General features: G+C 67.7%; 20 protein-coding genes and 1 CRISPR repeat array (1 of these 21 cut by a window edge). Of the genes, 7 read left to right on the top strand and 13 right to left on the bottom strand.

What is annotated here, in order from left to right; all coding sequences use genetic code 11:
• Window positions 1-1,615: direct repeats of the CRISPR family, unit length 28 nt; unit sequence GCAAGCCCCGCACCCGCGGGGATGAGCC; it begins 365 nt to the left of the window's first position.
• Window positions 1,616-1,742: 127 nt separating this feature from the next.
• The 3 genes from B0I28_RS07315 to B0I28_RS07325 all read right to left on the bottom strand — a co-directional run bounded on the left by B0I28_RS07315 (window position 1,743) and on the right by B0I28_RS07325 (window position 3,787).
• A complete protein-coding gene (locus B0I28_RS07315; protein WP_106363124.1) occupies window positions 1,743-2,114 on the bottom strand; it encodes an HXXEE domain-containing protein in 372 nt (123 codons plus the stop codon).
• A gap of 676 nt (window positions 2,115-2,790) precedes the next feature.
• Window positions 2,791-2,979: a DUF397 domain-containing protein gene (locus B0I28_RS07320; protein ID WP_106363125.1), complete on the bottom strand. Its 189-nt coding sequence runs from the start codon at window positions 2,977-2,979 to the stop codon at window positions 2,791-2,793.
• Window positions 2,954-3,787, bottom strand: a complete 834-nt coding sequence (locus B0I28_RS07325) for a Scr1 family TA system antitoxin-like transcriptional regulator (RefSeq protein WP_106363126.1) — start codon at window positions 3,785-3,787, stop codon at window positions 2,954-2,956. Before B0I28_RS07325 ends, B0I28_RS07320 begins: the two co-directional genes overlap by 26 nt.
• Before the next feature lie 354 nt (window positions 3,788-4,141).
• Between B0I28_RS07325 and B0I28_RS07330 the strand changes: the two genes are divergently transcribed.
• A complete protein-coding gene (locus B0I28_RS07330; RefSeq protein WP_106363127.1) occupies window positions 4,142-4,432 on the top strand; it encodes a hypothetical protein in 291 nt (96 codons plus the stop codon).
• Window positions 4,425-4,739: a hypothetical protein gene (locus B0I28_RS07335; protein WP_106363128.1), complete on the top strand. Its 315-nt coding sequence runs from the start codon at window positions 4,425-4,427 to the stop codon at window positions 4,737-4,739. Before B0I28_RS07330 ends, B0I28_RS07335 begins: the two co-directional genes overlap by 8 nt.
• Before the next feature lie 70 nt (window positions 4,740-4,809).
• Here the strand turns inward: B0I28_RS07335 and B0I28_RS07340 are convergent, their stop codons facing one another.
• Both B0I28_RS07340 and B0I28_RS07345 read right to left on the bottom strand, forming a co-directional pair.
• A complete protein-coding gene (locus B0I28_RS07340) occupies window positions 4,810-5,505 on the bottom strand; it encodes a hypothetical protein (protein WP_106363129.1) in 696 nt (231 codons plus the stop codon).
• 50 nt (window positions 5,506-5,555) lie between these two features.
• A complete protein-coding gene (locus tag B0I28_RS07345) occupies window positions 5,556-6,398 on the bottom strand; it encodes a hypothetical protein (RefSeq protein WP_106363130.1) in 843 nt (280 codons plus the stop codon).
• Between the two features lie 148 nt (window positions 6,399-6,546).
• Here B0I28_RS07345 and B0I28_RS07350 point away from each other — a divergent pair, with 148 nt between their 5' ends.
• Both B0I28_RS07350 and B0I28_RS07355 read left to right on the top strand, forming a co-directional pair.
• On the top strand, window positions 6,547-6,948 hold the full coding sequence (locus B0I28_RS07350) for a hypothetical protein (RefSeq protein ID WP_106363431.1): 402 nt from the start codon (window positions 6,547-6,549) through the stop codon (window positions 6,946-6,948).
• Between the two features lie 164 nt (window positions 6,949-7,112).
• Window positions 7,113-7,595, top strand: a complete 483-nt coding sequence (locus B0I28_RS07355; protein WP_106363131.1) for a hypothetical protein — start codon at window positions 7,113-7,115, stop codon at window positions 7,593-7,595.
• An 80-nt stretch (window positions 7,596-7,675) separates the two neighbouring features.
• On the opposite strand, the gene B0I28_RS27160 is transcribed toward B0I28_RS07355, so the two are convergent.
• From B0I28_RS27160 to B0I28_RS07390, 8 genes are all read right to left on the bottom strand, one after another.
• The gene (locus tag B0I28_RS27160; RefSeq protein ID WP_181245683.1) at window positions 7,676-8,248 is read right to left on the bottom strand and encodes a hypothetical protein; all 573 of its coding nucleotides are present in this window, start codon (window positions 8,246-8,248) and stop codon (window positions 7,676-7,678) included.
• Between the two features lie 113 nt (window positions 8,249-8,361).
• A complete protein-coding gene (locus B0I28_RS07360) occupies window positions 8,362-8,955 on the bottom strand; it encodes a hypothetical protein (RefSeq protein ID WP_106363132.1) in 594 nt (197 codons plus the stop codon).
• Window positions 8,956-9,007: 52 nt separating this feature from the next.
• Complete coding sequence (locus tag B0I28_RS07365; RefSeq protein ID WP_106363133.1) at window positions 9,008-9,961, bottom strand: hypothetical protein; 954 nt, start codon at window positions 9,959-9,961, stop codon at window positions 9,008-9,010.
• Between the two features lie 27 nt (window positions 9,962-9,988).
• Window positions 9,989-10,429 carry a hypothetical protein gene (locus tag B0I28_RS07370; RefSeq protein ID WP_106363134.1) on the bottom strand — a complete coding sequence of 147 codons (441 nt, stop codon included), beginning with the start codon at window positions 10,427-10,429 and terminating at the stop codon, window positions 9,989-9,991.
• 137 nt (window positions 10,430-10,566) lie between these two features.
• Window positions 10,567-11,478 carry a carbohydrate ABC transporter permease gene (locus B0I28_RS07375; protein ID WP_106363135.1) on the bottom strand — a complete coding sequence of 304 codons (912 nt, stop codon included), beginning with the start codon at window positions 11,476-11,478 and terminating at the stop codon, window positions 10,567-10,569.
• A complete protein-coding gene (locus B0I28_RS07380; protein ID WP_219926610.1) occupies window positions 11,478-12,458 on the bottom strand; it encodes an ABC transporter permease in 981 nt (326 codons plus the stop codon). The genes B0I28_RS07375 and B0I28_RS07380 overlap by 1 nt, the downstream gene beginning before the upstream one ends.
• Window positions 12,455-14,113 (bottom strand): extracellular solute-binding protein, encoded by a 1,659-nt coding sequence (locus B0I28_RS07385; RefSeq protein ID WP_106363136.1) that lies wholly within the window; start codon window positions 14,111-14,113, stop codon window positions 12,455-12,457. Before B0I28_RS07385 ends, B0I28_RS07380 begins: the two co-directional genes overlap by 4 nt.
• Window positions 14,114-14,259: 146 nt before the next feature.
• On the bottom strand, window positions 14,260-15,267 hold the full coding sequence (locus B0I28_RS07390) for a hydroxyacid dehydrogenase (RefSeq protein ID WP_106363137.1): 1,008 nt from the start codon (window positions 15,265-15,267) through the stop codon (window positions 14,260-14,262).
• 350 nt (window positions 15,268-15,617) lie between these two features.
• On the opposite strand from B0I28_RS07390, the gene B0I28_RS07395 reads away from it, so the two are divergent.
• From B0I28_RS07395 to B0I28_RS07405, 3 genes are all read left to right on the top strand, one after another.
• Window positions 15,618-19,859, top strand: coding sequence for a putative Ig domain-containing protein (locus B0I28_RS07395; RefSeq protein WP_106363138.1), 4,242 nt, complete (start codon window positions 15,618-15,620; stop codon window positions 19,857-19,859).
• Between the two features lie 199 nt (window positions 19,860-20,058).
• A complete protein-coding gene (locus B0I28_RS07400; protein ID WP_106363139.1) occupies window positions 20,059-20,466 on the top strand; it encodes a hypothetical protein in 408 nt (135 codons plus the stop codon).
• Between the two features lie 61 nt (window positions 20,467-20,527).
• Complete coding sequence (locus tag B0I28_RS07405; RefSeq protein WP_106363140.1) at window positions 20,528-20,923, top strand: VOC family protein; 396 nt, start codon at window positions 20,528-20,530, stop codon at window positions 20,921-20,923.
• Window positions 20,924-21,279 lie beyond the last annotated feature (356 nt).

Here is a 21,279-nt window from a genome sequence, read left to right on the forward strand (position 1 = left end):
CGCAAGCCCCGCACCCGCGGGGATGAGCCCGGCGGCGACCCCGTCAAGCTCCTCGACTCCAGGCAAGCCCCGCACCCGCGGGGATGAGCCCATCGCCTTCGATGAGCTGTGGGGCGAGCGCTTGCAAGCCCCGCACCCGCGGGGATGAGCCGAACGAGTGGATCACTCCGCCGGCGGACTGCCCGCAAGCCCCGCACCCGCGGGGATGAGCCCGGCATCAGCACCACCCGGTCCGGTAGGGCGCGGCAAGCCCCGCACCCGCGGGGATGAGCCTTCGGGTTAGCGGCGTCGGGTGATGTCGGAGAGGCAAGCCCCGCACCCGCGGGGATGAGCCCGCGACCCAGACGGTGTTTCACCTCCACGTGCAGCAAGCCCCGCACCCGCGGGGATGAGCCGGTCGCCCTGCCCAAGCAGCCCGCCGCTGAGGCGCAAGCCCCGCACCCGCGGGGATGAGCCCCCGGGGCTGGTCATCGGGGCGCCGTCGTCAGCGCAAGCCCCGCACCCGCGGGGATGAGCCGGACATCCCCGGCCGCCCCGGCGACGACGAGTAGCAAGCCCCGCACCCGCGGGGATGAGCCGTCGGCGGCACCCCCACCGTCAAGTTGGCCGTCGCAAGCCCCGCACCCGCGGGGATGAGCCGTCGAGCCGCACCTCACGGTCGCCGCCTACGGGGCAAGCCCCGCACCCGCGGGGATGAGCCTCGGTCACCGGCGGGGAATGGTCTAAGCGGCCGGCAAGCCCCGCACCCGCGGGGATGAGCCCAGGCTCACAATGTCCGCCGGACCATCAGCGGCGCAAGCCCCGCACCCGCGGGGATGAGCCCAGAAATGCTGACCTGAAAAATGCAGGCGATATGCAAGCCCCGCACCCGCGGGGATGAGCTTTCTTGGGCGCCAGCTCAACAACTGCTTACGCTGCAAGCCCCGCACCCGCGGGGATGAGCCCCGCCCGTGTTCACGTACGGCCGGACCAGGCCCGCAAGCCCCGCACCCGCGGGGATGAGCCCAGGCTCACAATGTCCGCCGGACCATCAGCGGCGCAAGCCCCGCACCCGCGGGGATGAGCCCACGCCCTGGGGGTTGTCGTAGCGGCGGTTGATGCAAGCCCCGCACCCGCGGGGATGAGCCCAGAAATGCTGACCTGAAAAATGCAGGCGATATGCAAGCCCCGCACCCGCGGGGATGAGCTTTCTTGGGCGCCAGCTCAACAACTGCTTACGCTGCAAGCCCCGCACCCGCGGGGATGAGCCCCGCCCGTGTTCACGTACGGCCGGACCAGGCCCGCAAGCCCCGCACCCGCGGGGATGAGCCCAGCGTAGAAGCCGAGAGCCCCCCAGGGCAAGCGCAAGCCCCACACCCGCGGGGATGAGCCGATGGCGAGGGCGATTCCCAGGACGGTCAGGTTGCAAGCCCCGCACCCGCGGGGATGAGCCCGACGCCCGGCACCAGCTCCTGCCGCTGTACATGCAAGCCCCGCACCCGCGGGGATGAGCCCTACCGAGGGACACGGCTCGCACCGGCAGCTCGGCAAGCCCCGCATCCGCGGGGATGAGCCTCAGCTGTTCTGGCAGACGGTCCGGGGCGGCTCGCAAGCCCCGCACCCGCGGGGATGAGCCGGTCGGCGGGAGCCTGGTGTGCTCGGTGCCGAAGCAAGCCCCGCACCCGCGGGGGATGAGCCCAACAACGTCTACCGCGAAGAAGCCCGCGACACGCAAGCCCCGCAGCCGCGGGGATTTGTTGGGGTTATTTGGGTTTGCGGAATTTGGTGAGCCAGAGGAGGTCTATTGGGAGGTTGAGTAGGAGGGCGGTTGCTACGCCGGGGGCGTAGCCGTTGTTGAGGATTGCGAGGGGGAGGTGGGGGATGGCGATGTTTATCAGCATGATCGTGGCGAGGGTGGTCACGGGCCAGGTGCGGTCTCGGTGGATGGCGAAGAGGACCAGGGCGAGGCCGAGGATGGTGACTACGGCGGTCGCGGCTTGGAAGGCCGCCGTGGAGGGCCAGGGGATGGGGAGGCTGGGCGGGAGGTCGTCGAAGAAGGCGGGGGCGGTGAGGGCTTCTTCGAGGTTGTGGAGCGCGAAGGCGCCGAATACCGTCCACGCCCAGCCTTTTCGCATGGGGCAAGGCTAGCTGGGAGGGGTGGGGGACGGGGCTCCCCGGAGGATTGTGATCGCTATGCGGAGGGCTCGGGTGAGGCGTTTGCGGAGTGGGGGGCGGGTTGGGCGGGTGGTGATGTGGGCTTGGGCGAGTGGGGCCGAGGATTCGAGGAAGCGGGCCCATGCGAGGTCGCGGATCACGACGACCTGGTGGTTGGGGGTGCTGGGGAGCGGGTCCGGGGCTTCGTCTCGGCGGTGGCGGCCTGTGCGGAGGTCGCGCTGGTAGGTGGGGTCGGCGCGCCAGAGCCACGGACCGGGGTCGTATGCGTCGTACGGGGCGGTTCGGAACTGGTAGCCCGAAAGGGTCGCCCGGGTGGGTGTCGGGCAGTTTTTGGGTAGCGTCGACTGCGGTACTGTCGTGAACGACATTGAACTCAACCTTCTGTGTCATGCCGCCCGGTGGACAAAGTTGGTAGCTCTGGGCCACTGGGCGGCGCTTCTGATGAACGCCTTGTGTGAAGTTGGTGCGACATGTTCACTGAACGTGTCGGTGCAAGCATGAGGAGTAGTTCTTGGTTTTGTCAACCCCAAGTCGCGGCGTGTCACCAAGTCTTATATGGACACCGCCATCTAGCAGGCACGAGTAAGGGGCCCATCCGGAATGGATGGGCCCCTTACTCGTGGACTTGGGGACGCGCTACCCGCGGCGGGCGGCGTCGAGGAGGCCGGCGAAGTCGGCTGCCGGGAGGTTGAACACCGGTGAAACCTGGCCGAGCTTTGAGTCGCGGACCTGGAACGCGCCAACGGTCGAACGGGCCTCCACGCAGTTGGAGTTGTTGGTGCCGCTGCTGCGGCTGCTCTTACGCCAAGCGCTCGCGCTCTGCATCGAGGTACTCCTCCAGTGGTGTTGCACGATGCCAATTCGGCTCGATCGGCTCAGTGTACAACTTGACCCGCTCTGGTTCCTCGATGCATGTAGTGCGGTCCCGGATCTCGGTGAACACGAATCCAGGCCCAGCGGTCGGGCTCCCTTCGGGGAGGAACAGCACAAAATGCCCGCGCAAGGTGTGTGGTTTCGCCATGATCCGAAGCTCGAAGTTCGGCCGAGCATTCCATTCGCGTAGGAGTTCCAGTTGCTCGCGTCGGTCGCCTGCTTCGAGCTCGCGCAACCAGAGCAGTGCCGACTCACCGATAACGGTCTGTGATTGGAAGGGGGTCCCGCGGAGTTCCAGCATCCTGGCGCGACGCTGCTTGAATTCATGTCCGAACTCGGCTACTTCATCGCTGGTTTCTTCGAGCGGTTGCAGAACCTTGTAGTGGAAGGCATCCGTCTGGAACGGTCCTGGGATCGTATCGGGCTCCCACGTGAATATGTAGTTGTAGTGGCGCTCCCCCTTCTGAAGGAGGATTGCGTTGAAGCGAGGGTCGAACTCCAGACCTGCCTGGTCGGCCTTCTTGGTGCGGACCACCTTCTGCACGTACAGGATTCGCTCCTCGTCGGCGCCTCCGAACAGGGTGATGATCTCGCGGACATCGCCGACCGAGGGCTGGCCCTTGCCCTTCTTCCAGTTGCTGATCGTCTGTGTGCTGTAGTCCAGTGCCTGAGCGACCTCGGCATCCGACTTCTCGCTGTCGATGATGCAGTCGGCGAGGTCGCGGGGGCCGTACCACTTGGAGAGCGTCGGTTTGACCATGAGATGTACCCCGCAATTGGTGGGAAAAGCGCTGCTGGCCAATCATGATGGCATATGAGGTCCAATTGCGAAACCGAAGCCTTTGCGGTAAGGGATTGCGGCGCAAAGAATTTGGCCCATAAGGAGCCCCAAAAAATTTACGGGAAAAATTTACGGGGGTGTCCTCCAAGAAGAAGTAGCAGGTCGTGTCGGGTTGCTACCTGCGAAAACGTCGCCTACCTTGGAGTCACGGGGGTCGCAAAATGCGGCTCCTGTCTGGTGGGAAAGCCGGGAGGCCGGGTCAACGCTCTTGCGGGCGGCGGCCTTCCGGCGCCGCTCGATCGGATATCCGACACTCCCGAATGGAGTACGAGCATGGCTGACAAGGCCGAATTGGTGCGGGGCTCGTTCCGCGACGACTATCGGAGCTATACGGTCCGCGCGTCGAGTGCGGAGGCGCCCGATTCGTTCCAGGTGATCGCGGGAGGGCGCGAGGACATCGTGCTGGTCATCTCCGGGCTGAACTCGGGCGACCTGAAGGCGACCTGGGGCCAGTACTGGTCGCGGCTGAAGCCGCAGGACAAGATCTGGTTGGAGGAGCAGGCGTTCCGGGTCTTCTACCGCGGCAGGCACATCCTGGGCGGGGCGCGGTTTTGTAATGGGTAAAGCGGATGAGGGCCCCTACAACCTCCGGTCCGACGGGAAGCCCGGCGTCGACGGGTACCTGGGGGACTTCCAGCGCGGGCCCGCAGTGTTCACGCTCTACTCGCTAGGCTCCCAACCGGCCCAGTCGCCTCGCGTCATCGAGTACCTCCTCGACGTAGAGGACGGCGCCGGGCCGCGGGAGTGCTGCCGGTTCACCGACGACCCCGACGACGTCGCGGAATGGTCCCCGACCTGGCTCGGCGACCCGTGGTGCGGGTGGATCCTGGAGCGTTGCAACGCCCTCATCGACAACCCCGATACGGACTGACCTTGCCCTCCCCAACGGCCCGGTCGGGAGCAGGTGGGCTCCCGGCCGGGCCACTTCGTCGGGAGGTCGTTCAGGAGGGGGCCGGCGACGGGTCAAGCGGGGACTCGTCGAATCCGCGGAAGTCGGCGTAGGAGACGATGTTGCGCGATCGCAGGATCGTCAGGGCGCGTCGGCGCACCTTCAGGAGCACTTCGATCTCGTTCGGGGACAACGAGTTCAGATCGACCGCGGGCGGCAAATCGGTGGTGCGGAGCCTGACGTCGGCGACGATGGCGCCGACCGCGACGAGGAGCAGCACGACGAGCGGCACCACCACCGACCACAGCGGGGCGATCGTGACGCCTCGGAAGAGAGCCGAGCCGAGCGACAGCAGCGCGACCACGCCCATCATCACTGAGATGCCGCACAGCGTGCGGTCCCACTGCCGGTAGGGCGTCAGCGCCCACGGCACGAGGAATCCGAGCACCGCGACGCAGGCCAGGGCCGAACCGCTCCACACGACCGGAAGCAGCGCTTCGGAATCGGTCCCGACGAGCATGAAGGCCGCCATCGCGACCCCGGCCATGAGCCCGATGATCGTGAAGATCCGCCCGATCACGGCGCACGCCCGGCCCAGGCCGGTGCGGCGGTGCCAGCGCTTCGCCATCGTCAGTTCGATGAAGGCGTAGTCGATAACGACGCGGTTCAGGCTCCCGAGGTCGAATCCCTCGAAGTTGGGGTGGGTGGTCGCCCACTCGTTGGGCTGGATCGCCGCGGCTCTCGGCATTGCAGGGCTTCTCTCTGGTTGTCTTTGTCGCGCTTGGTGTCGGGCGGTCGTCAGGGCTCGGAAGTGAAGTCGCGCCAGCCGGTGTGGCGGCGTTCGAGGACTCGGCGCCATTCGCGTTCGTCGAGGCCGTCGAGCTCGGACCAGTATCCGAGGGGGAACTCGCCGACGCGGATCAGGTCGGCTTCGTCGAGCTTGACCAGGCCGCGGTGGACGACGACCTCCAGCAGGCGCTTGCGCGCCCGCAGCGCGCGGGCCCGCTTGTCGCCGCGCGGGCCGCGGCGGGGCGGCTTGAGGGACTTCCTGCGGTTGTTCGTGCGGCCTTCGGGCTTCGAGAAGAGCCCGAGCCCCAGCGTGGCGGCGCTGACCAGGCCCGAAGCGAGCATCAGGACCGGGAGCCAGGACTCGGCCGTGGCGGTGGAGACCGCGAGCACGGTGTACGCGGCGGCCGAGCCGATCAGGTTGAGCGCGTTGATGATCAGGAGTGCGACGCTGCGGCGCCGCGTCTCCCACCAGATGGTGAAGGCGACGACCGCGGCGACGGTCGCGACCACGAACGCGGTGGTCGCCAGGGAGAACCAGTCCTGGGCGGCGTCGGCGCCGGTCTCGTTGCAGCCGAGCGCGACCAGGACGAGCCCGATCAGCGACGCCCCTGCCAGCGGGATCGCGGCGATCACCACCGCAGTCCAACCGACGACGCCGAGCATCCGCGCCACGGACGAGCCGGGCAGCCGGTCGTAGTCGCGTGCGAGCACGGCGGCCTCGGCCTCGCCCCAGCTGAAGGGCTGGCCGAACTCGGCGGTGCGGGCCCAGGAGTCGACTTCCCGGCGTCCCCATTCGTGCTCGGCGCGCTCTGCCTTGCGTGTCCATTTCGCGAGCGGTCCCGGAAGTCCCATGGGTGGGAGTCTATGAAATCGGTGCAAGGGGTGTAAACGCAGGTCGTGTGGGTTGTCAGTGCGGTGTCAGCGGCGTGTCAGGCCGTCCGCCGATAGTTCTCTCATCAAGGCGAACCGCCGAGAAACGAACCGCTTGAAGGAGCACGACATGACCGTCAACATCACCGCCCAGGACGAGATCACCATCCGCACCGCCGCCTACGGAACCGTCTCCCTGCTGACCGCCGCCGGCATCGCCGGGTCGGCCCACAAGGTCGCCACCGACGCGGGTCTGGCGCTGAGCGCTGCGACCGGCGCCGTCGGCCACGTGGTCGCCTCCGCCAAGGGCGCGAAGCTCAAGGGCAAGTCGACCGCGGCCCTCGCCGACGAGGTCTTCCCCGCGCTCACCGCGTCGGTGAAGCTCCTGGAAGCGCAGGACCCGGCCGAGGCCGAGAACTTCCGCAGCACGATCGGCGTCGTCATCGACGCGGCCGAGCGGGCCCACAAGGGCGCGCCGAGCCCCACCCTCGCCGAGATGGCCCGCAAGATCAACGAGGCGCTCGCCGCGTAACGATCTGCACCGCAACGCATCGCGCCATCCGCCGCCGTGCCGCAGGATCCCCCCGGGTCCTCCTGGCACGGCGGCGAAACGCGTATTCACGCTTTCGCGGGAGGGGTCCCGGCATCCGTATTGCATTCTGGGAGAGTCGAAGTGCCCCAGGAACGGAGACACCGATGCCCGCCTTCCCGTACGCCGCCGCCGCGCTGCTCGCGCTGTCCTTCGTGGCAGGCTGCGGCGCGTTGGAAGAAGAGACCTCCTGCGACGAGCCCGGCGCGACGTACTCGCAGGTGCTGCTGATCGACCTCGCAGACTCGGAGGAATGGGAGGAGTCGGTGGTCTTCCTCTTCTGCACGGAAGAGCGCACGGTCGCCATCGTCGACGAGAACGGCGACGGCTACACCAGCCTTGAAGACTTCCAGCGCAACAACGAGCTCTTCGAGGAAGGCGACAAGATGATCGTCACCGCCGACTTCCCCGCCATCGACTCCGAAGCCGACTTCGAAACCGTCCCCGCCAAGACGCCGCTCTTCACGACCTGGCAGATCATCGCCCTCGTGGCCGCCGGACTCGCCGTGATCGCCCTGCCCATCTTCTTGATCAGCCGCCTCCGCAGAGCGAACCCGACCGGCATCGGCGACGCCTTCAAGGAGGAATAGACCAAGGGCATCACCTCCCCCCAGGACGGCGCCCCTGGAAACCGAGGGGCCGGACGCACCGGCGTCCGGCCCCTCTTCCATCAACGAGCGAACGTCTCCCGCACCAACTCGCCGAGCTCGACGGTCAGGTCCTCCACTGACTTCCCGCCAGGGCCGAAGTACTTGGAGTCGTGCGGGGTGTCGTACGTCTTGGGTTCGGACTTCACGGTCAACCGCAGATTCTCCTCGGAGGCGACGCACCTGTACTCGTCGCTGGAAGTCCCCCAGTGCTGGATGCAGATGCCGTTCTCCCACCCGTCGAGCACTTCGTAGTCGGAGCTCCAACCGCTTGACGGCCAGTTGTCGATGTCGACTGTGCCCGAACCGGGCTTCTCATAGGGCTCGAACGAACTCCAGTCCCGGACCTCGACGGAGATCGTCAGGAGCTGTCCCTGGTTGGAAGCGGAATGCCACACCCAGTCGCAGGTGTAGACCGAGGCGTCATGCAGGTCGTCGCGAAGGATCTCGGGCTCGGCCACTTCGGCTTCGTCCCAGGCGAGGAGCGACGCCACAGCCTCCTCGTCGCCGAGGCACATGGAAATCCAGTCGTCTTGGAGGGTGAAGCGGAAGTCCGGACCCAACTGGGCCAGGTACATGACAAGACTGGGCATCATGATGACGGCAACGACAATCCCGACCGAGAAGAGGACGGTCCGCAATCGTGACCCGGGAGCCCACTTGGCCGCTTCCCGACCGGCCTCGACAGCTGCTCGGTGGAGATGCTCAGTCACTTCTTGAACGTCTCCCGCACCAGCGCTCCCAGCTCGACCGTCAGGTTCTTGATCGGGACGGCTTCCGGGCCGAACTCGGTGCTTGGGTACTCCCCCTGGGCGGTGAGAGGCCGGAGCTGGACGGTGATCTTGAGATTGCTGTCGGAGGCCAAGCATTCCGAATAGGGGGACGCAAGCAGCGAGTGGTCGATGCACACACCGTGCTCGAATCCATCGAGGGTATCGGCTTCGAGGACCCAGTCCCGCTGCGCAGGCGTCTGATCGAAGAGATAGTCGTATCCCTTCGGCTCACTGTCCTCGAAGACGGCGATCATTATCAAGAGTCGCTGCCCGGTGAGCCCGTCTGCGGCCGGATCCCACTCCCATTCGCAATCGTAGGAAGCGTACGACCCCTCGGATCCGTTGACTTGCGGAGCGGGGTTCGATGAGTTATCCAACCCCATGACATTCTGCGTAACGCCTTCGTCGCCGAAACAGGTCTCGGCCCAAGGATCAGGTGCCGAGAACTGGTACTGGACTCTCGGGCCGGTGAGGTACGGGAGCGTGACCGCCAGGACCGCCACTACCGCCAGAAACGCTGCGAGCAACATGAAAAACCTCAGGCGCTCGCCGCGTTTCGGTCGCTGCCATCGCGGGACCGGCTCAGACTGCGGATTCATGGTGAAAGCTCTCGGTGTTGACTTCATCGGCTCCGGGGGGAGCCGGAATAGCCATCTCACGCATGGTCCATTCGCTCCGTATGGTCTCGATCTCCGTTGCGATACCCTCGTCGGCATCGTGAACCGCAGACTCGATCCCCACGAGCAGCACACTCATCGATTCGACCAGCTCATCTGAGTCCGAGGCAGAAAGTTCCGAGTACGTCTGGTTGAACGCGTAGATACTCGAAACCAGCGAGCCTGCGCCGCTGGAGACCGCACCGCCGAGCGCGGCTGCCGCCCCACCAGCCGCGGCGATGCCGAAGCCTGCGGCAGCAATCCCGGCGACTCCGATCGCCAGGTTGACCTCCAGCGCCTTCTGCGTCTCCTTGTACTTGTCGATCATCTGGTCGGCCAGCGAAAGTGCCTGCGTCAAGAGGTCTCGGACTGCCTGCTGGCCTCCGCGCACAGTCGCCTCTAGCGAAGCGCTCGCATTGATCGTCGCTGCGAAGAGTTCCGCCTGGCGCGCCTGCGCGGGAGAATAGCCGGCGAAATACTCCTCGAAGGCCTCCGCGGCATCGCCATACCAGTTGCCGATCTTGCCGAGAATGTTTCCCGGTGCTCCTTCGATACCGACCATGTCGAGCGCTGTTGCCTCGAAGTGGACTGTCGCTTCCTGGTACGGGACCGGGTCGATGCCGACCAGGTACCGGCAGCGGTCGGGGAGGTCTGCGAGCACCGCGGCATCGCTGCCGATGATCACTGGATCCTGTGCGGAGCGGTACTTGTCGTATAGCGCGTTGAGCCAAGGGCCCACGAGAGGGATGGCATCGACGGCGACGCTCGCCCAGAACTCGTCGATAGCCTGCTCAAGCGCCTTCATGTCGTAGAGCTTCAGTGCAAGGTCGTAGAGATCCCCGTCGAGCTGTTCGAGGGTGTACAGGTCGCCTTCAGTCAAGGTTGCGGCCTTTCAAGGTCGGATCAGTCAATCCTTTGGGATGGGTGCGCCGCTACCGGCGGGGTATGTCGGTGGCGGTGGCGGCGCGGGTGTGTTGCCGTTGGGGAAGTCGTCCGCTTTGGACGCGTCGAAGTCAGCGCGGGTCTCGTCGTCTGCGTCGGCGTAGGTCTCCGAGACGGTGATCAGCGTCGCCGCGGCTGCTTCGATGTTCTGGCTGCTCATCGCGAAGACGTACTGGACGTCATCACGGAGCGAGACTAGGGCCGATCCGGATCTGAGCGCGCTTTGGCCGCGGGCGACGATGCCCGAAGCGGGTGGCGGGTCGAGGCTGTAGGCCCCGGTTTCGTCGATCTGTGAGGAGAATCCGCTGTACAACTCCGCGAGGGGGCGGAGGTCGTTCTGGGCTACTTCGTAGAGCTCGTAGAGGTCGGCGGCGAATTGGCCGCCGGAGCCGGGGGAGTCGGGCATGCGGGTGCTCCTGGGGAAGGTGGGGAAGGAGGCGTCGTTGCGGGACTACATGAGGTTACTACGGGAATGTCGATGATGCGGTACTTAGAGAGGGCATGGCGAAAGGGGCCGAACAGCGTTCGGCCCCTTGGGTGTGTTCAGCCTTTGATGGCTCCGGTGAGGACGCCTGAAGTGAAGTAGCGCTGGAGGAACGGGTAGACCACCAGGATGGGGACGGTCGCCAGGACGATGACCGCCATTTGGAGGGTGACGCCCGGTGGGGGCGGGGCGTCGGGGGAGACGACGGCTCCGGGGATTTGGACTCCGGCGAGGACGTACTGCTGGAGGACCACTTGGATGGGCCACTTCTCGGAGTCGTTGATGTAGAGGAGGGCGTTGAAGTAGGTGTTCCAGTAGCCGACGGCGTAGAACAGGCCCATCACGGCCAGAACGGGTTTGGAGAGCGGGAGGACGATGCGGAGGAAGATCCTCCATTCGCCTGCGCCGTCGATCCTCGCCGCCTCGATGAGTTCTTCGGGGAGTCCTTGGAAGAAGTTCCTGATGACGATCATGTTGAAGGCCGAGATGAGGCCCGGGATGATCAGGGACCAGGTGGAGTCCAGGAGGCCGAGGTACTTGACGAGCATGAAGTTGGGGATGATCCCGGCGCTGAAGAACATCGTCGCCAGTACCAGGATCAGCACCGCCTTCGCGCCGGGCACTTGGCGGGTGCGGGCCAGGCCCCATGCCAGCATCGAGGTCGCCGCGAGCGAGAGGATGGTGCCGACCACCGTGATGAACAGCGAGTTGGTGAGACCTTGGGTCACCGTGCCGCCGTTGAAGATCGCGCGGTAGGCGTCGAGGGAGAACTCGGTCGGGAAGACCACGCCCGCGCGGGCTTGGGAGGGCGAGGCGAAGCTCATCGCGATCACGTAGACGAGCGGGTAGATCATGGTGATCACGATCAGGACGATCACCAGCGCCTTCACCGCTCTGACCCAAACGGACGGCGGGCTCATCCACGGCGGGAGGCTGTTCTTGCCCTGGCGGGACAGTGTCGCTGCGGTCATCAGAAGATCCCCTCTCCGCCGAGGCGCTTGGCGAGCCGGTTGGCCGACAGGACGAGAATGGTGCCGATGATCCCCTTGAGCAGGCCCGCCGCGGTGGCGATGCCCCATTGGCCGCCCATCACGCCGCGGAAGTAGACGAACGTGTCGAGCACCTGAGCGGCGTCGGCGCCGACCATGGGCTGCTGCAACAGGAGCTGCTCGAAGCCGACCGTCAGGATCGACCCGATGTTGAGGATCAGGAGCAGGGTCGCGACCGGGACGAGGGCCGGGAGGGTGATGTGCCAGGTCCGCTGCCACGGGGTGGCGCCGTCGATCGCGGCGGCCTCGTAGCGGTCGTGCGGGATTCCGGCGATGGCGGCGAAGAAGATGATCGTCCCCCAGCCGACGTCCTTCCACATGCCTTGGGCGACAACGAGGAGCTTGAAGGTGTCCGCGTTCGTCATCGCGTCGAACCCGGGCATCCCCATGCCGTCGAGGAGGCCGGCCACGAGTCCGCCGCCGCCGAGCACCTGCTGCCACACCGAGATGACGATGACCCACGACAGGAAGTGCGGCAGGTAGACCACGGTCTGGACGAAGCGCTTGGCCCGTTCGGAGATCAGCGAGTTGAGCAGCAGCGCGAGGGCGATCGGGGCAGTGAAGGCGAAGACCAGTTGCAGCACCGCGATGATGAGCGTGTTGCGCAGGGCCGTGAGCACTTCGGGGTCGGTCCAGATCGCGGTGAAGTTCGCGAAGCCGACCCACGGCGAGCCCTCGATGCCGCGGAACGGCGAGTAGTCCTGGAATGCGACCACGTTGCCCAGCATGGGAACGTACGCGAACACCAGGAAGAACAGCGCGCCCGGGACGATGAATGTATAGGCCCAGCGCTCGCGCCAGATGCGCTGGCGCAGTGAGGGCTTGCGCGGCTTCGGCGGTGCTGGCGGCCCCGGGGCCCGCGCGGTGCGGGCCTCGGGGCTTTCGGCGATGTTCACGCTCACTTGCCCGCGTCCTTGAGCGCCTGGGCGTATTCGTCGCGGACCTGGGTGCCGCCCTGCGACATGTAGTTGGAGACGAACGAGTCGAGGCTGTCGATCGAGTCGCGGCCGGTGATGACGCCGTTCTCGAAGTCCGTGACGAGCTGCTTCAGCTGCGCGCCCTTGGTGACGAAGGTCTGCGACGCGCCTTCGAGCCCTTCGAGCGGGCGCACGATCGAGTTCTGCGCCAGCGACTCCATGACGGTGGTGAAGGAGTCGACCCACGGGGCCGCGTCGGGGTGGAACCGGTACGAGTTGTCGCCGGAGACGACGCCGACGTACTGGACGCCCTTCTCGATCTGGTTGTCGGGGATGGGGATCGGGATGCCGTGCTCGTCGAGGCTGTAGTGGCGTCCCTCGATGCCGTTGGCGATGAACATCTGCTCCTCGGAGCCGTACGGGGCCGAGAGGTAGTCGAGCACGTTGAGGATCTCGGTGAGCCGGTCCTCGTCCTCGGCCGCGGCGGCCGAGACACAGGTGGAGCGGCCGTACGGGACGTTGCGGACGGCGAGCTGGGCGGAGCCGTCGAAGCCGGGCATGTCGAAGAAGTCGAACGTGGCGCCCGGCAGGTCCTTCTCCCACTGCGGCAGGCCGGTGCTGCCGATGGAGGCGCCCACGGCGTCGTAGCGCAGCGCAGCGCCCGAGACGATGTCGGTCGCGGTGGGGGACATGGAGACCGGGTCGAAGATCCCTTCAGACCAGGCGCGGGCGAGCCATTCGAGCATGGCCTTGTAGTTCTCGGTCTCGATCATGTGCACGAGGTCGCCATCGCCGTTCTGCTGCCACTCGGGGCCGGTCTTGAACAGGCGCTGGAACATCAGGGCCGTGGCCGGGTCGTACTTGTTGAGCCCGTACACCTGCTGGCCGCCGGGCCCGGAGCCGAGGGCCGAGACCTCCTTGAGCATCGTGAACAGCTGGTCGGCGTCGGACGGGGCGCGGCCGATCGAGGTCTGGTCGACCAGGTCGGTGCGCATCGTGGGGACGTTGGTGAGCGCCCAGACGATCGAGGGGATCTGGTAGATGCGGCCGTCCTTCAGGCTCGCCTTCCAGATCTCCTCCTTGCGCGCGGCCAGGTTGGGCCACTTCAGGATGTTGTCGCCAGAGAGGGTCTCGGAGAGGTCGGCGAACGCGCCGTCGCGGATGCCCTGGAGGTTCACGGCGTTCTGGTCGTCGACGAACACCAGGTCCGGCACTTCGCCGGAGGCGAGCATCGTCGCGAACTTCTCGTAGAACACCGGCTGCGGCACGAACTGCGGTTCGAAGGAGACGCCGAGGCGCTCGTTCAGCTCCTGCCAGTACGGGTTGTCCTCAAGCGGTGTCGCCGGGTCGCCCCACGTCAACTGGAACGTCGTGACCTTGCCGCCCGAGCCTGGCTCGCGCTCGACGGACTTGAAGAAGGTCGTCACCTGCTCGGTGTAGACCGACTCCATTCCCGGTGTGTCGCTGGTGAAGTACGGCTGCACGTCGAGTTCGGGCGCGGGCTGGAACGTGGGGATGTCGTAGTCGCCGCCCGCGGCGCCTCCGGCGCTGCCGGAGCAGGCGGCGGTGGAGCCGACGGTGGCGGCCGCGGCGGCGGCGCCGACCGCGCCGAGAAGCCGGCGGCGGGTGAATTCGGCCATGAGGGGCCTCCTTTGATCAACGTTGATGCTGGTGAGGGATAACTTGCTGGTCACGGGACAGAGAACGGTATCAGTAAATATGGAGATCAGTCAATTAGATGTCGCTCCTTGCTGGATGTTCAAGTGAGAGAACGATTTCTATTCGGTCATGCCTGCCTCCACAGCGTCGTCGGGTCGACCCGGTGGGCCAGGTCCTCGCCGCGGACCCACCGCTCGGCCTCCTCGACCATGAACAGCCCCATGCGGGACAGCTCGTTGCCGTGCGAGCCCGCGACGTGCGGGGTGACGAACGCGTTCGGCAGGTCGTAGAGCGCCGAGTCGGCGGGGAGCGGCTCGGGGTGGGTCACGTCGATGACCGCGGAGAGGCGTCCGGCGGCGACCTCGGCGGTGAGCGCGTCGGTGTCGACCAGGCGTCCGCGGGCGGTGTTGACGACGACGGTGCCGTCCTTCATGGCGGCCAGGCGCTCTGCGCTGATGAGCTTCGCGGTCTCGGGGAGGTCGGGGGCGTGGACGCTGACGATGTCGCACTGGGCGATGAGCGAGTCGAGGTCCACGAGTTCGGCGCCGAGCTCGGCGGCCTCGGCCTCGTCCAGGTACGGGTCGGCGACGAGGACGTCGAAGTCGAAGGGCCGCAGCAGCTCGATCACGCGGCGGCCGATCTTGGAGGCGCCGACGATGCCGATGGTGCGCCCGAAGTTCCCGACCTCGGGGTGGACGTATCCGAGCGTGAACGACCGCTGCGCGCGGAAGTCCTCGCGCAGGTTGAAGATCCCCTTGCCCGCCATGAGGATCGAGGCGAGCGTGTACTCGGCGACCGGCAGCGCGTTCGCGCCGGAGGACGAGGAGACCGCCAGGCCCCGCTCCCAGCCCTCCTGGGCGACGATCGACTTCACCGTCCCGGCCGCGTGCAGCACGGCCCGCAGCCGCGGCGCCTTCGCGAGCGCCTCGGCGTCGAGCCGCGGCACGCCCCAGCTGGAGACGAGCACCTCGGCCTCGGCCCAGACCGGCTGCACGGCCGGGTCGGCGAAGTCCTGGGCGACCAGACCGGGGTCGACGTCGAGCGCGTCGCGCAGGCGCCGCATGAGCGGGTCGGGGAAGAGGAGGGGGAGGAACTCGGGGCTCATGGCGAGCAGCGCCCTCGGTCGGTCAGCCACGCGGGGTCCTTCGATCAGCCGAATAGATATCGGTTTCTAGATTAGGGATCACCTGACAGCTTGTCGAGCCTCTGTCATCGATGAATCCCCATGCCCTGGCGTGGTCGATCTGTAGTTAGGACATGACTTTCCAGCTAGACAAGCGATTCGAGTAACATAACGATTCGGTAACCTCGCGAGCGGCATCTCCCGGAAACGCCGGATTGTGCAGAGACCGTTATCTGTCCCGTCCTTGATTCGAGGAGCAGAAACCGCTATCGTCCGCATAGATGGATGCTGATATCCGGAAGGACAGTGCATTGGAACGACGTGCGACGGGGCATGTCCCTCACCGAAAGCGCCTGCGGCTCATGGCGATGGGCGCCGCCCTCGCCACCGGCCTCGGCATGGTCGCGCTGCCCGCCCAGGCGCAGGCGGCGGAGTCCCAGGCGGCGCAGTACGGCGACCTCCTCACCGACCACGTGGTGGCGATCAACGAGACGGTGTCCGACGCCGGGTTCGTCCACCCCGGCGTGGGCCTGACCGCCGACGACCTGCGCAACGCCCAGGAGATGGCCCGCGCGGGCCAGGAGCCCTGGGCCTCCTACTTCGCCGCGATGACCGACACGGGCTTCGCCTCCACCACGTACCGGGCGTCGAACTCCAAGTCCGCCGCCGAGCCGGACGTACCGCTCGACCCCACCTTCACCCAGGTGGGCATGCGCAACCGCGAGACCAACGACTCCTTCGGCGCCCTCACTCAAGCGCTCATGTGGACGATCACCGGCGACGAGGTTTACCGCCGCAACGCGATCCAGGCGCTGCGCACCTGGGCGAACATGGACCCCACGAAGTACACGTACTTCGCCGACGCGCACATCCACACCGGTCACCCGCTGTACCAGTTCCTCATGGCCGCCGAGATCATCCGGGCCACCGACCCGGTGGACGACGACACGCCCGGCGAGTACGGCGGCTACGACGTGGTCTGGTCCGATGAGGACGACGCCGACCTGCTCGGGAACTTCGCGAACCCCGTGGTGGAGACGTTCCTGTTCTCCAACGAGCGCTGGATGAACCAGCACAACTTCGGTCTGTTCGGGCGCATCGCGACCGCGATCTACGCCGACGACGCCGAGGGCTACGCCACGGGCGTCGAGTGGTTCACCGTCAACTCCGGCGACACCGCGTACGACAACGGCGCGCTCGCGCCGCTGCTGCCGCTCATCGACGCCGACGACCCGATCAACCCCTACGGCACCGACTTCGTGCAGATGCGCGAGATGGGCCGCGACCAGGCCCACGGCGAGTGCAACATCGACAACTTCACCGGCCTCGCCCGGATGCTCGAAGTCCAAGGGACCAAGGTCGATCCGGCAGCCGGGACCGTCTCCACCGCCTCCGATGCGGTGTCCGCGTACGACTTCCTCGACCGGCGGCTCCTCGACGGCGCCGACGCGTTCTACGGCTTCATGATGGGCGCGCCCACGCCGTGGGTCGACGAGACCGGCCAGGGCGTCACCATCGCCCAGGCGTACCGCGGCCGCCTGTTCAACCCCGTCAACGAGCTCTACTACGAGTACGCGCTCGAACGCGGCGTCGACGTCGCCGCCGAGGCCCCCTACCTCGCCGAGCTCTCCGACCGCATGACCGGCCCGTACTACTGGTACGGCACCGGCGTCGCGAACTTCTGGGCCCCCGGCGACAAGAACCCCGAGTACTGGGTGGCCTTCCCCGAGTCCCTCGCCGGGACCGAGCCGGCGCCGCTCCCCGAGACCCCGGCGCTGTCGTTCGCCGACGCCGGGATGGTCCTCGACGAGGGCACCGAGCTGGTCACCGAGGACGGCGCGACCTTCGCGCGCGCTTCGCTGTCCGAGGACGGGACGACCAGCGTCGTCGGGCGCATGATGTACGGCGCGAACGCCCGCATCGGACTGAAGTTCCGCAGCGACGGCCCCGCCGACCTGGAGGTCCTCTACAAGGAGGAGGCCACCGGGGTCAACCCCGACGAGCAGCCGACGCGAACCCTTGCGTCGCTTGAACTCCCGGACACCGGCGGCGAGTGGCGGTACGTCACGTATCCCGCGGGCGGCCAGAACGTCAACTTCTACCGCCTCACCGGCGCCGACGGCACCACGGTCGACCTCGACTCGGTGATCCTCTCGGGTGCCGCCGACCTCACCGCGCCCGCGTTCAACTCCACTGAGGACGCCTATTTCCTGACGGCGCTCGACGAGTCGCAGATCGACCTGTCCGCCGCCGACACCGAAGGGACCGTGGCCTACTCGGTCGACGGCCTGCCGCGCGGCGCCGAGTTCGACACCGCCACCGGCATCCTCACCTGGGAGCCCGCCAAGCGCGAGACCCGCCGCTACGAGGTCCAGGTCGTGGCCGACGACGGCGAGTCCGTCGCCGCCCGCACCGTCGATCTCATCGTGTCCCCCAACCGGACCCAGACCGTCGAGGCCGCCGTCAGGAACGGCACCGACCGGCGCACGACCTACACGACGGTGACGTACGAGCCGTTCGAGGCCGCCCGCGACGCCGCGAAGGACGCCGCCCGCAGCGGCACCGAGGCGGAGTTCGACGAGGCGCTCGCCGCCCTCGTCGACGCGATCGGCGCCCTCGCGCCGCTCAACCCGCAGCTCGCCGACGACACGCTCGACTACGCGGACACGGCGGTGCCCGTCGGCCTCAGCGCGGGCGCGCTCGACGCGCTCGCCGACGCCGACAACACCTCCAGCCACGGCGACCTGCGGTCGGACTCGTTCACGCTCGACTTCGGGACGCAGTACCGGATCACGGCCGAGGCGTTCGCGTTCCAGGCCCGCGCGCTGTTCCCGAACCGCTCGCAGGGCACCAACGTGTACGGCTCCGACGACGACATTTCCTGGGACCTCCTCACCGAGCGCCCGACCACGGAGACGAGCCGCTGGGAGACCCTCCCGGTCGCCGCCGAGCACGCCGGCGAGGCGTACCGGTACCTGAAGGTCCAGCTCGACGAGCCGGGCATCCCGACCGACCCGGCCTACCCGGGCATCTGGTCGATCGGCGAGTTCCGCATCGACGGCGAGCGCAGCGAGGTCCCCGGGGATATCACCACCGCCACCGTCGCGTCCCCGGACGCGTTGGCGGGCAGGGTGACCGCGGGCGACACCGTGAACGTCGCGTTCACCAGCTCGACCGCGATCACCGGCGTCTCGGCGTCGATCGCGGGCCAGCCGCTCACTGTGGCCTCTGAGGACGGTCTGCACTGGACGGCGACGGGCGTTCTCGGCGACCTCGACGGCGGGCAGCGGCTCGACCTGGCGATCGACCACACCACCGCCGACGGTGACACCGCCGCCACGATCCACGGCTCCACCGACGGGACCGCCCTGTACGGCTCCGACGAGCGGAACCTCGTGGACCTGTCCGCCGCCGAAGTCGTCACGGCCGCAGGCGAACCTGACCCGGCGAAGGCCGCCCACGCGGCGGCGATGCTCGACGGGAACGCCGCGACGTTCAGCGACGTGCCCGTCGTCGACGGGCAGTCGACGCTGATCTGGGACTTCGGCGAGGGCGCGAGCCTCGTGCTCGACCGCGCCGACTTCCTCGCGCGGCAGGACAACAACGGCATGATCCGCATGGACGACCTCGTCCTGGAGGGCTCGAACGACCTCGACACCTGGACGCGGCTCACCGACCCCACGGTGAAGACCCTGTCCTGGCAGGGCCTCGATGCCGAAGGCGCCGAAGGCTACCGGTACCTGCGGGTGTCGAACGGCGCGCTCATCGACATCGCGGAGCTGCGCGTCTTCGGCAGCCTCGACCTCGACCTGGACACCGTCGTCGCCCGCGCCGAAGCGGTCGACCTCGACGCGCACTCGCGGGCCTCGGCGATCCTGTTCACCCGCGAACTCGACGCCGTCAAGGCCGCCGCCGAGGAGCCGGACGCCGACGGGACCGCGCTCGCGCGCCGCCTCCTCGACGCCTGGGGCCTCCTCGAAGACCCCGCGACCGCCCAAGCGGCCGTGGTGGACGCCGACTGGGTGACCGCGAGCAGCGCGTCCTGGGACGGCACGAAGGACGCCGCCGCCAACGGCCGGGCCCTCTTCGACGGCGACACCGCCACCTACACCGACACCACGACCGCGAGCGGCTGGGTGCGGGTCCTGCCCGGCGGCGACACCGCGTTCACCGTGGAGACCGTGCGGTTCCACCCGCGCTCGACCCACGTGTCGCGGGCGGTCGGCGTCCAGTTCCAGGGCTCGAACGACGGCGGCGCCACCTGGACGACCTTCGCCACCGTCACCGCCGCGAACGGCAGCTGGAACACGATCGAGCTCCCCGAGGCCGCCGAGTACGGGGCGCTGCGCGTGAACGCTCCGTCCGGGAACACCAACCTCGCCGAGGTCGAGTTCCTCACCACCGTCGCCGACCGCACCGGCCTCCAGCTGCTCCTCGACGAGACCGCGGACCTCGCCGAAGCCGACTGGACGCCCGCGACCTGGGACGCCCTGACCGCGGCCCGCGACGCGGCCGCCGCGATCGGCGCCGACGCCGCCCAAGCGGACGTCGACGCCGCGGCCGACGCCCTCGCCGCCGCGGCCGACGGCCTTGAACAGGCATAACGCCGCCCGATGAGGAGAGCCCCGGCCGCTGACAGCGGCCGGGGCCCTCCCGTTCTCCGCGCTCAGCGGCATGTCAGCGCCCTGTCAGCGGCCCCGCCGATAGTTGCGGACATGAGCGGATCGCGACCGATACCGACCACGGTCGGCTTATCGTCGAGACCACCGCCCGAAACCGAACACCGCAACCAGGAGCACCGCCATGACCGTCGAACTGACCGCCCACGACAAGACCACCATCCGCACCGCCGCCTACGGCGCCGTCACCCTCATGTCCTACGCGGGCATCGCGGGCTCGGCCCACAAGGTCGCCACCGACGGCACGCTGGCGCTCACGGCCGCCACCGGCGCGGTCGGCCACGTCCTCGCCGAGAAGAAGCGCGACTTCAAACTCCAGGCGAAGTCCTCCGCCGCCCTCGCCGACCAGGTCCTGCCCGCCCTGACCGATTCGGTGAAGCTCCTCGAAGCCCAGGACCCCGCCGAGGCCGAGAACTTCCGCCGCACCATCACTGTCGCCATCGCCGCCGCCAACCGCGCCCACCGCGGCGAACCCAGCCCCACCATGGCCGACATGACCCGCAAGATCACCGAAGCCCTCGACGCCGCGTGACCGCCCCGTGCGAAGGCCCCGAACGCGTTTGCGCCGGGGCCTTCGGCGTTACCCTCACCAGATGACCGGGACCCGACTCACGCTGACCTCCATCACCGTCACCGCGCCTGACCCGCGGCTCCTCGCCGACTTCTACGCGCGCCTCCTCGGCGTCCCCGTCGCCGTCAGCGAACCGCCCCGCCCCGGCGAACCCGACAGCGCCGGGTGGGCCCAGGTCCGCACCGGCGACGGCCTCACCCTCAACTTCGAGTACGAAGCGCACTGGCAGGCCCCCGTCTGGCCCGCCCAGGACGGCCGCCCCCACGCCACCCAGCACCTCGACATCCACGTCGACGACCTCGACACCGCGGTCGCCCACGCCGCCGAACAAGGCGCCCGCCTCGCCGACTTCCAACCCCAAGCAGACGTGAGAGTCCTCTTCGACCCCGCCGGCCACCCCTTCTGCCTGTTCCTCTGAGGCACGGGCTTTACGCCCGCGCGCGGCGCAAAGCCCGTGCGGCCGGTCGCCGACGGCCTTCGTCGCCTGAAGAAATCATCCTCAATGGACGGAGTGAGATCGAGCGGCGCGAGATGGCTTAGACCGGCAGAACGCTGGGTGATTGACGCCCTTTCGGGCGCAATGCCTGTGTCTGTCCTGGTCGTCGTATTTACGACACCGGGCAGACGTACCGGGCGGATTCGGATGGCCTCTGCCGGGTGATAACCCCACGGAGACTTGAGGTTGGAGTCGTCTGCGGCCCAAGGAGTTTCAACTCGTCCGCGCGGTGATCCATCAGCTGGGATCTATGGACAGTCGGCACGGGCTCCGGGTAC

This window comes from Glycomyces artemisiae (assembly GCF_003002955.1).
GTDB lineage: Bacteria > Actinomycetota > Actinomycetes > Mycobacteriales > Micromonosporaceae > Glycomyces > Glycomyces artemisiae.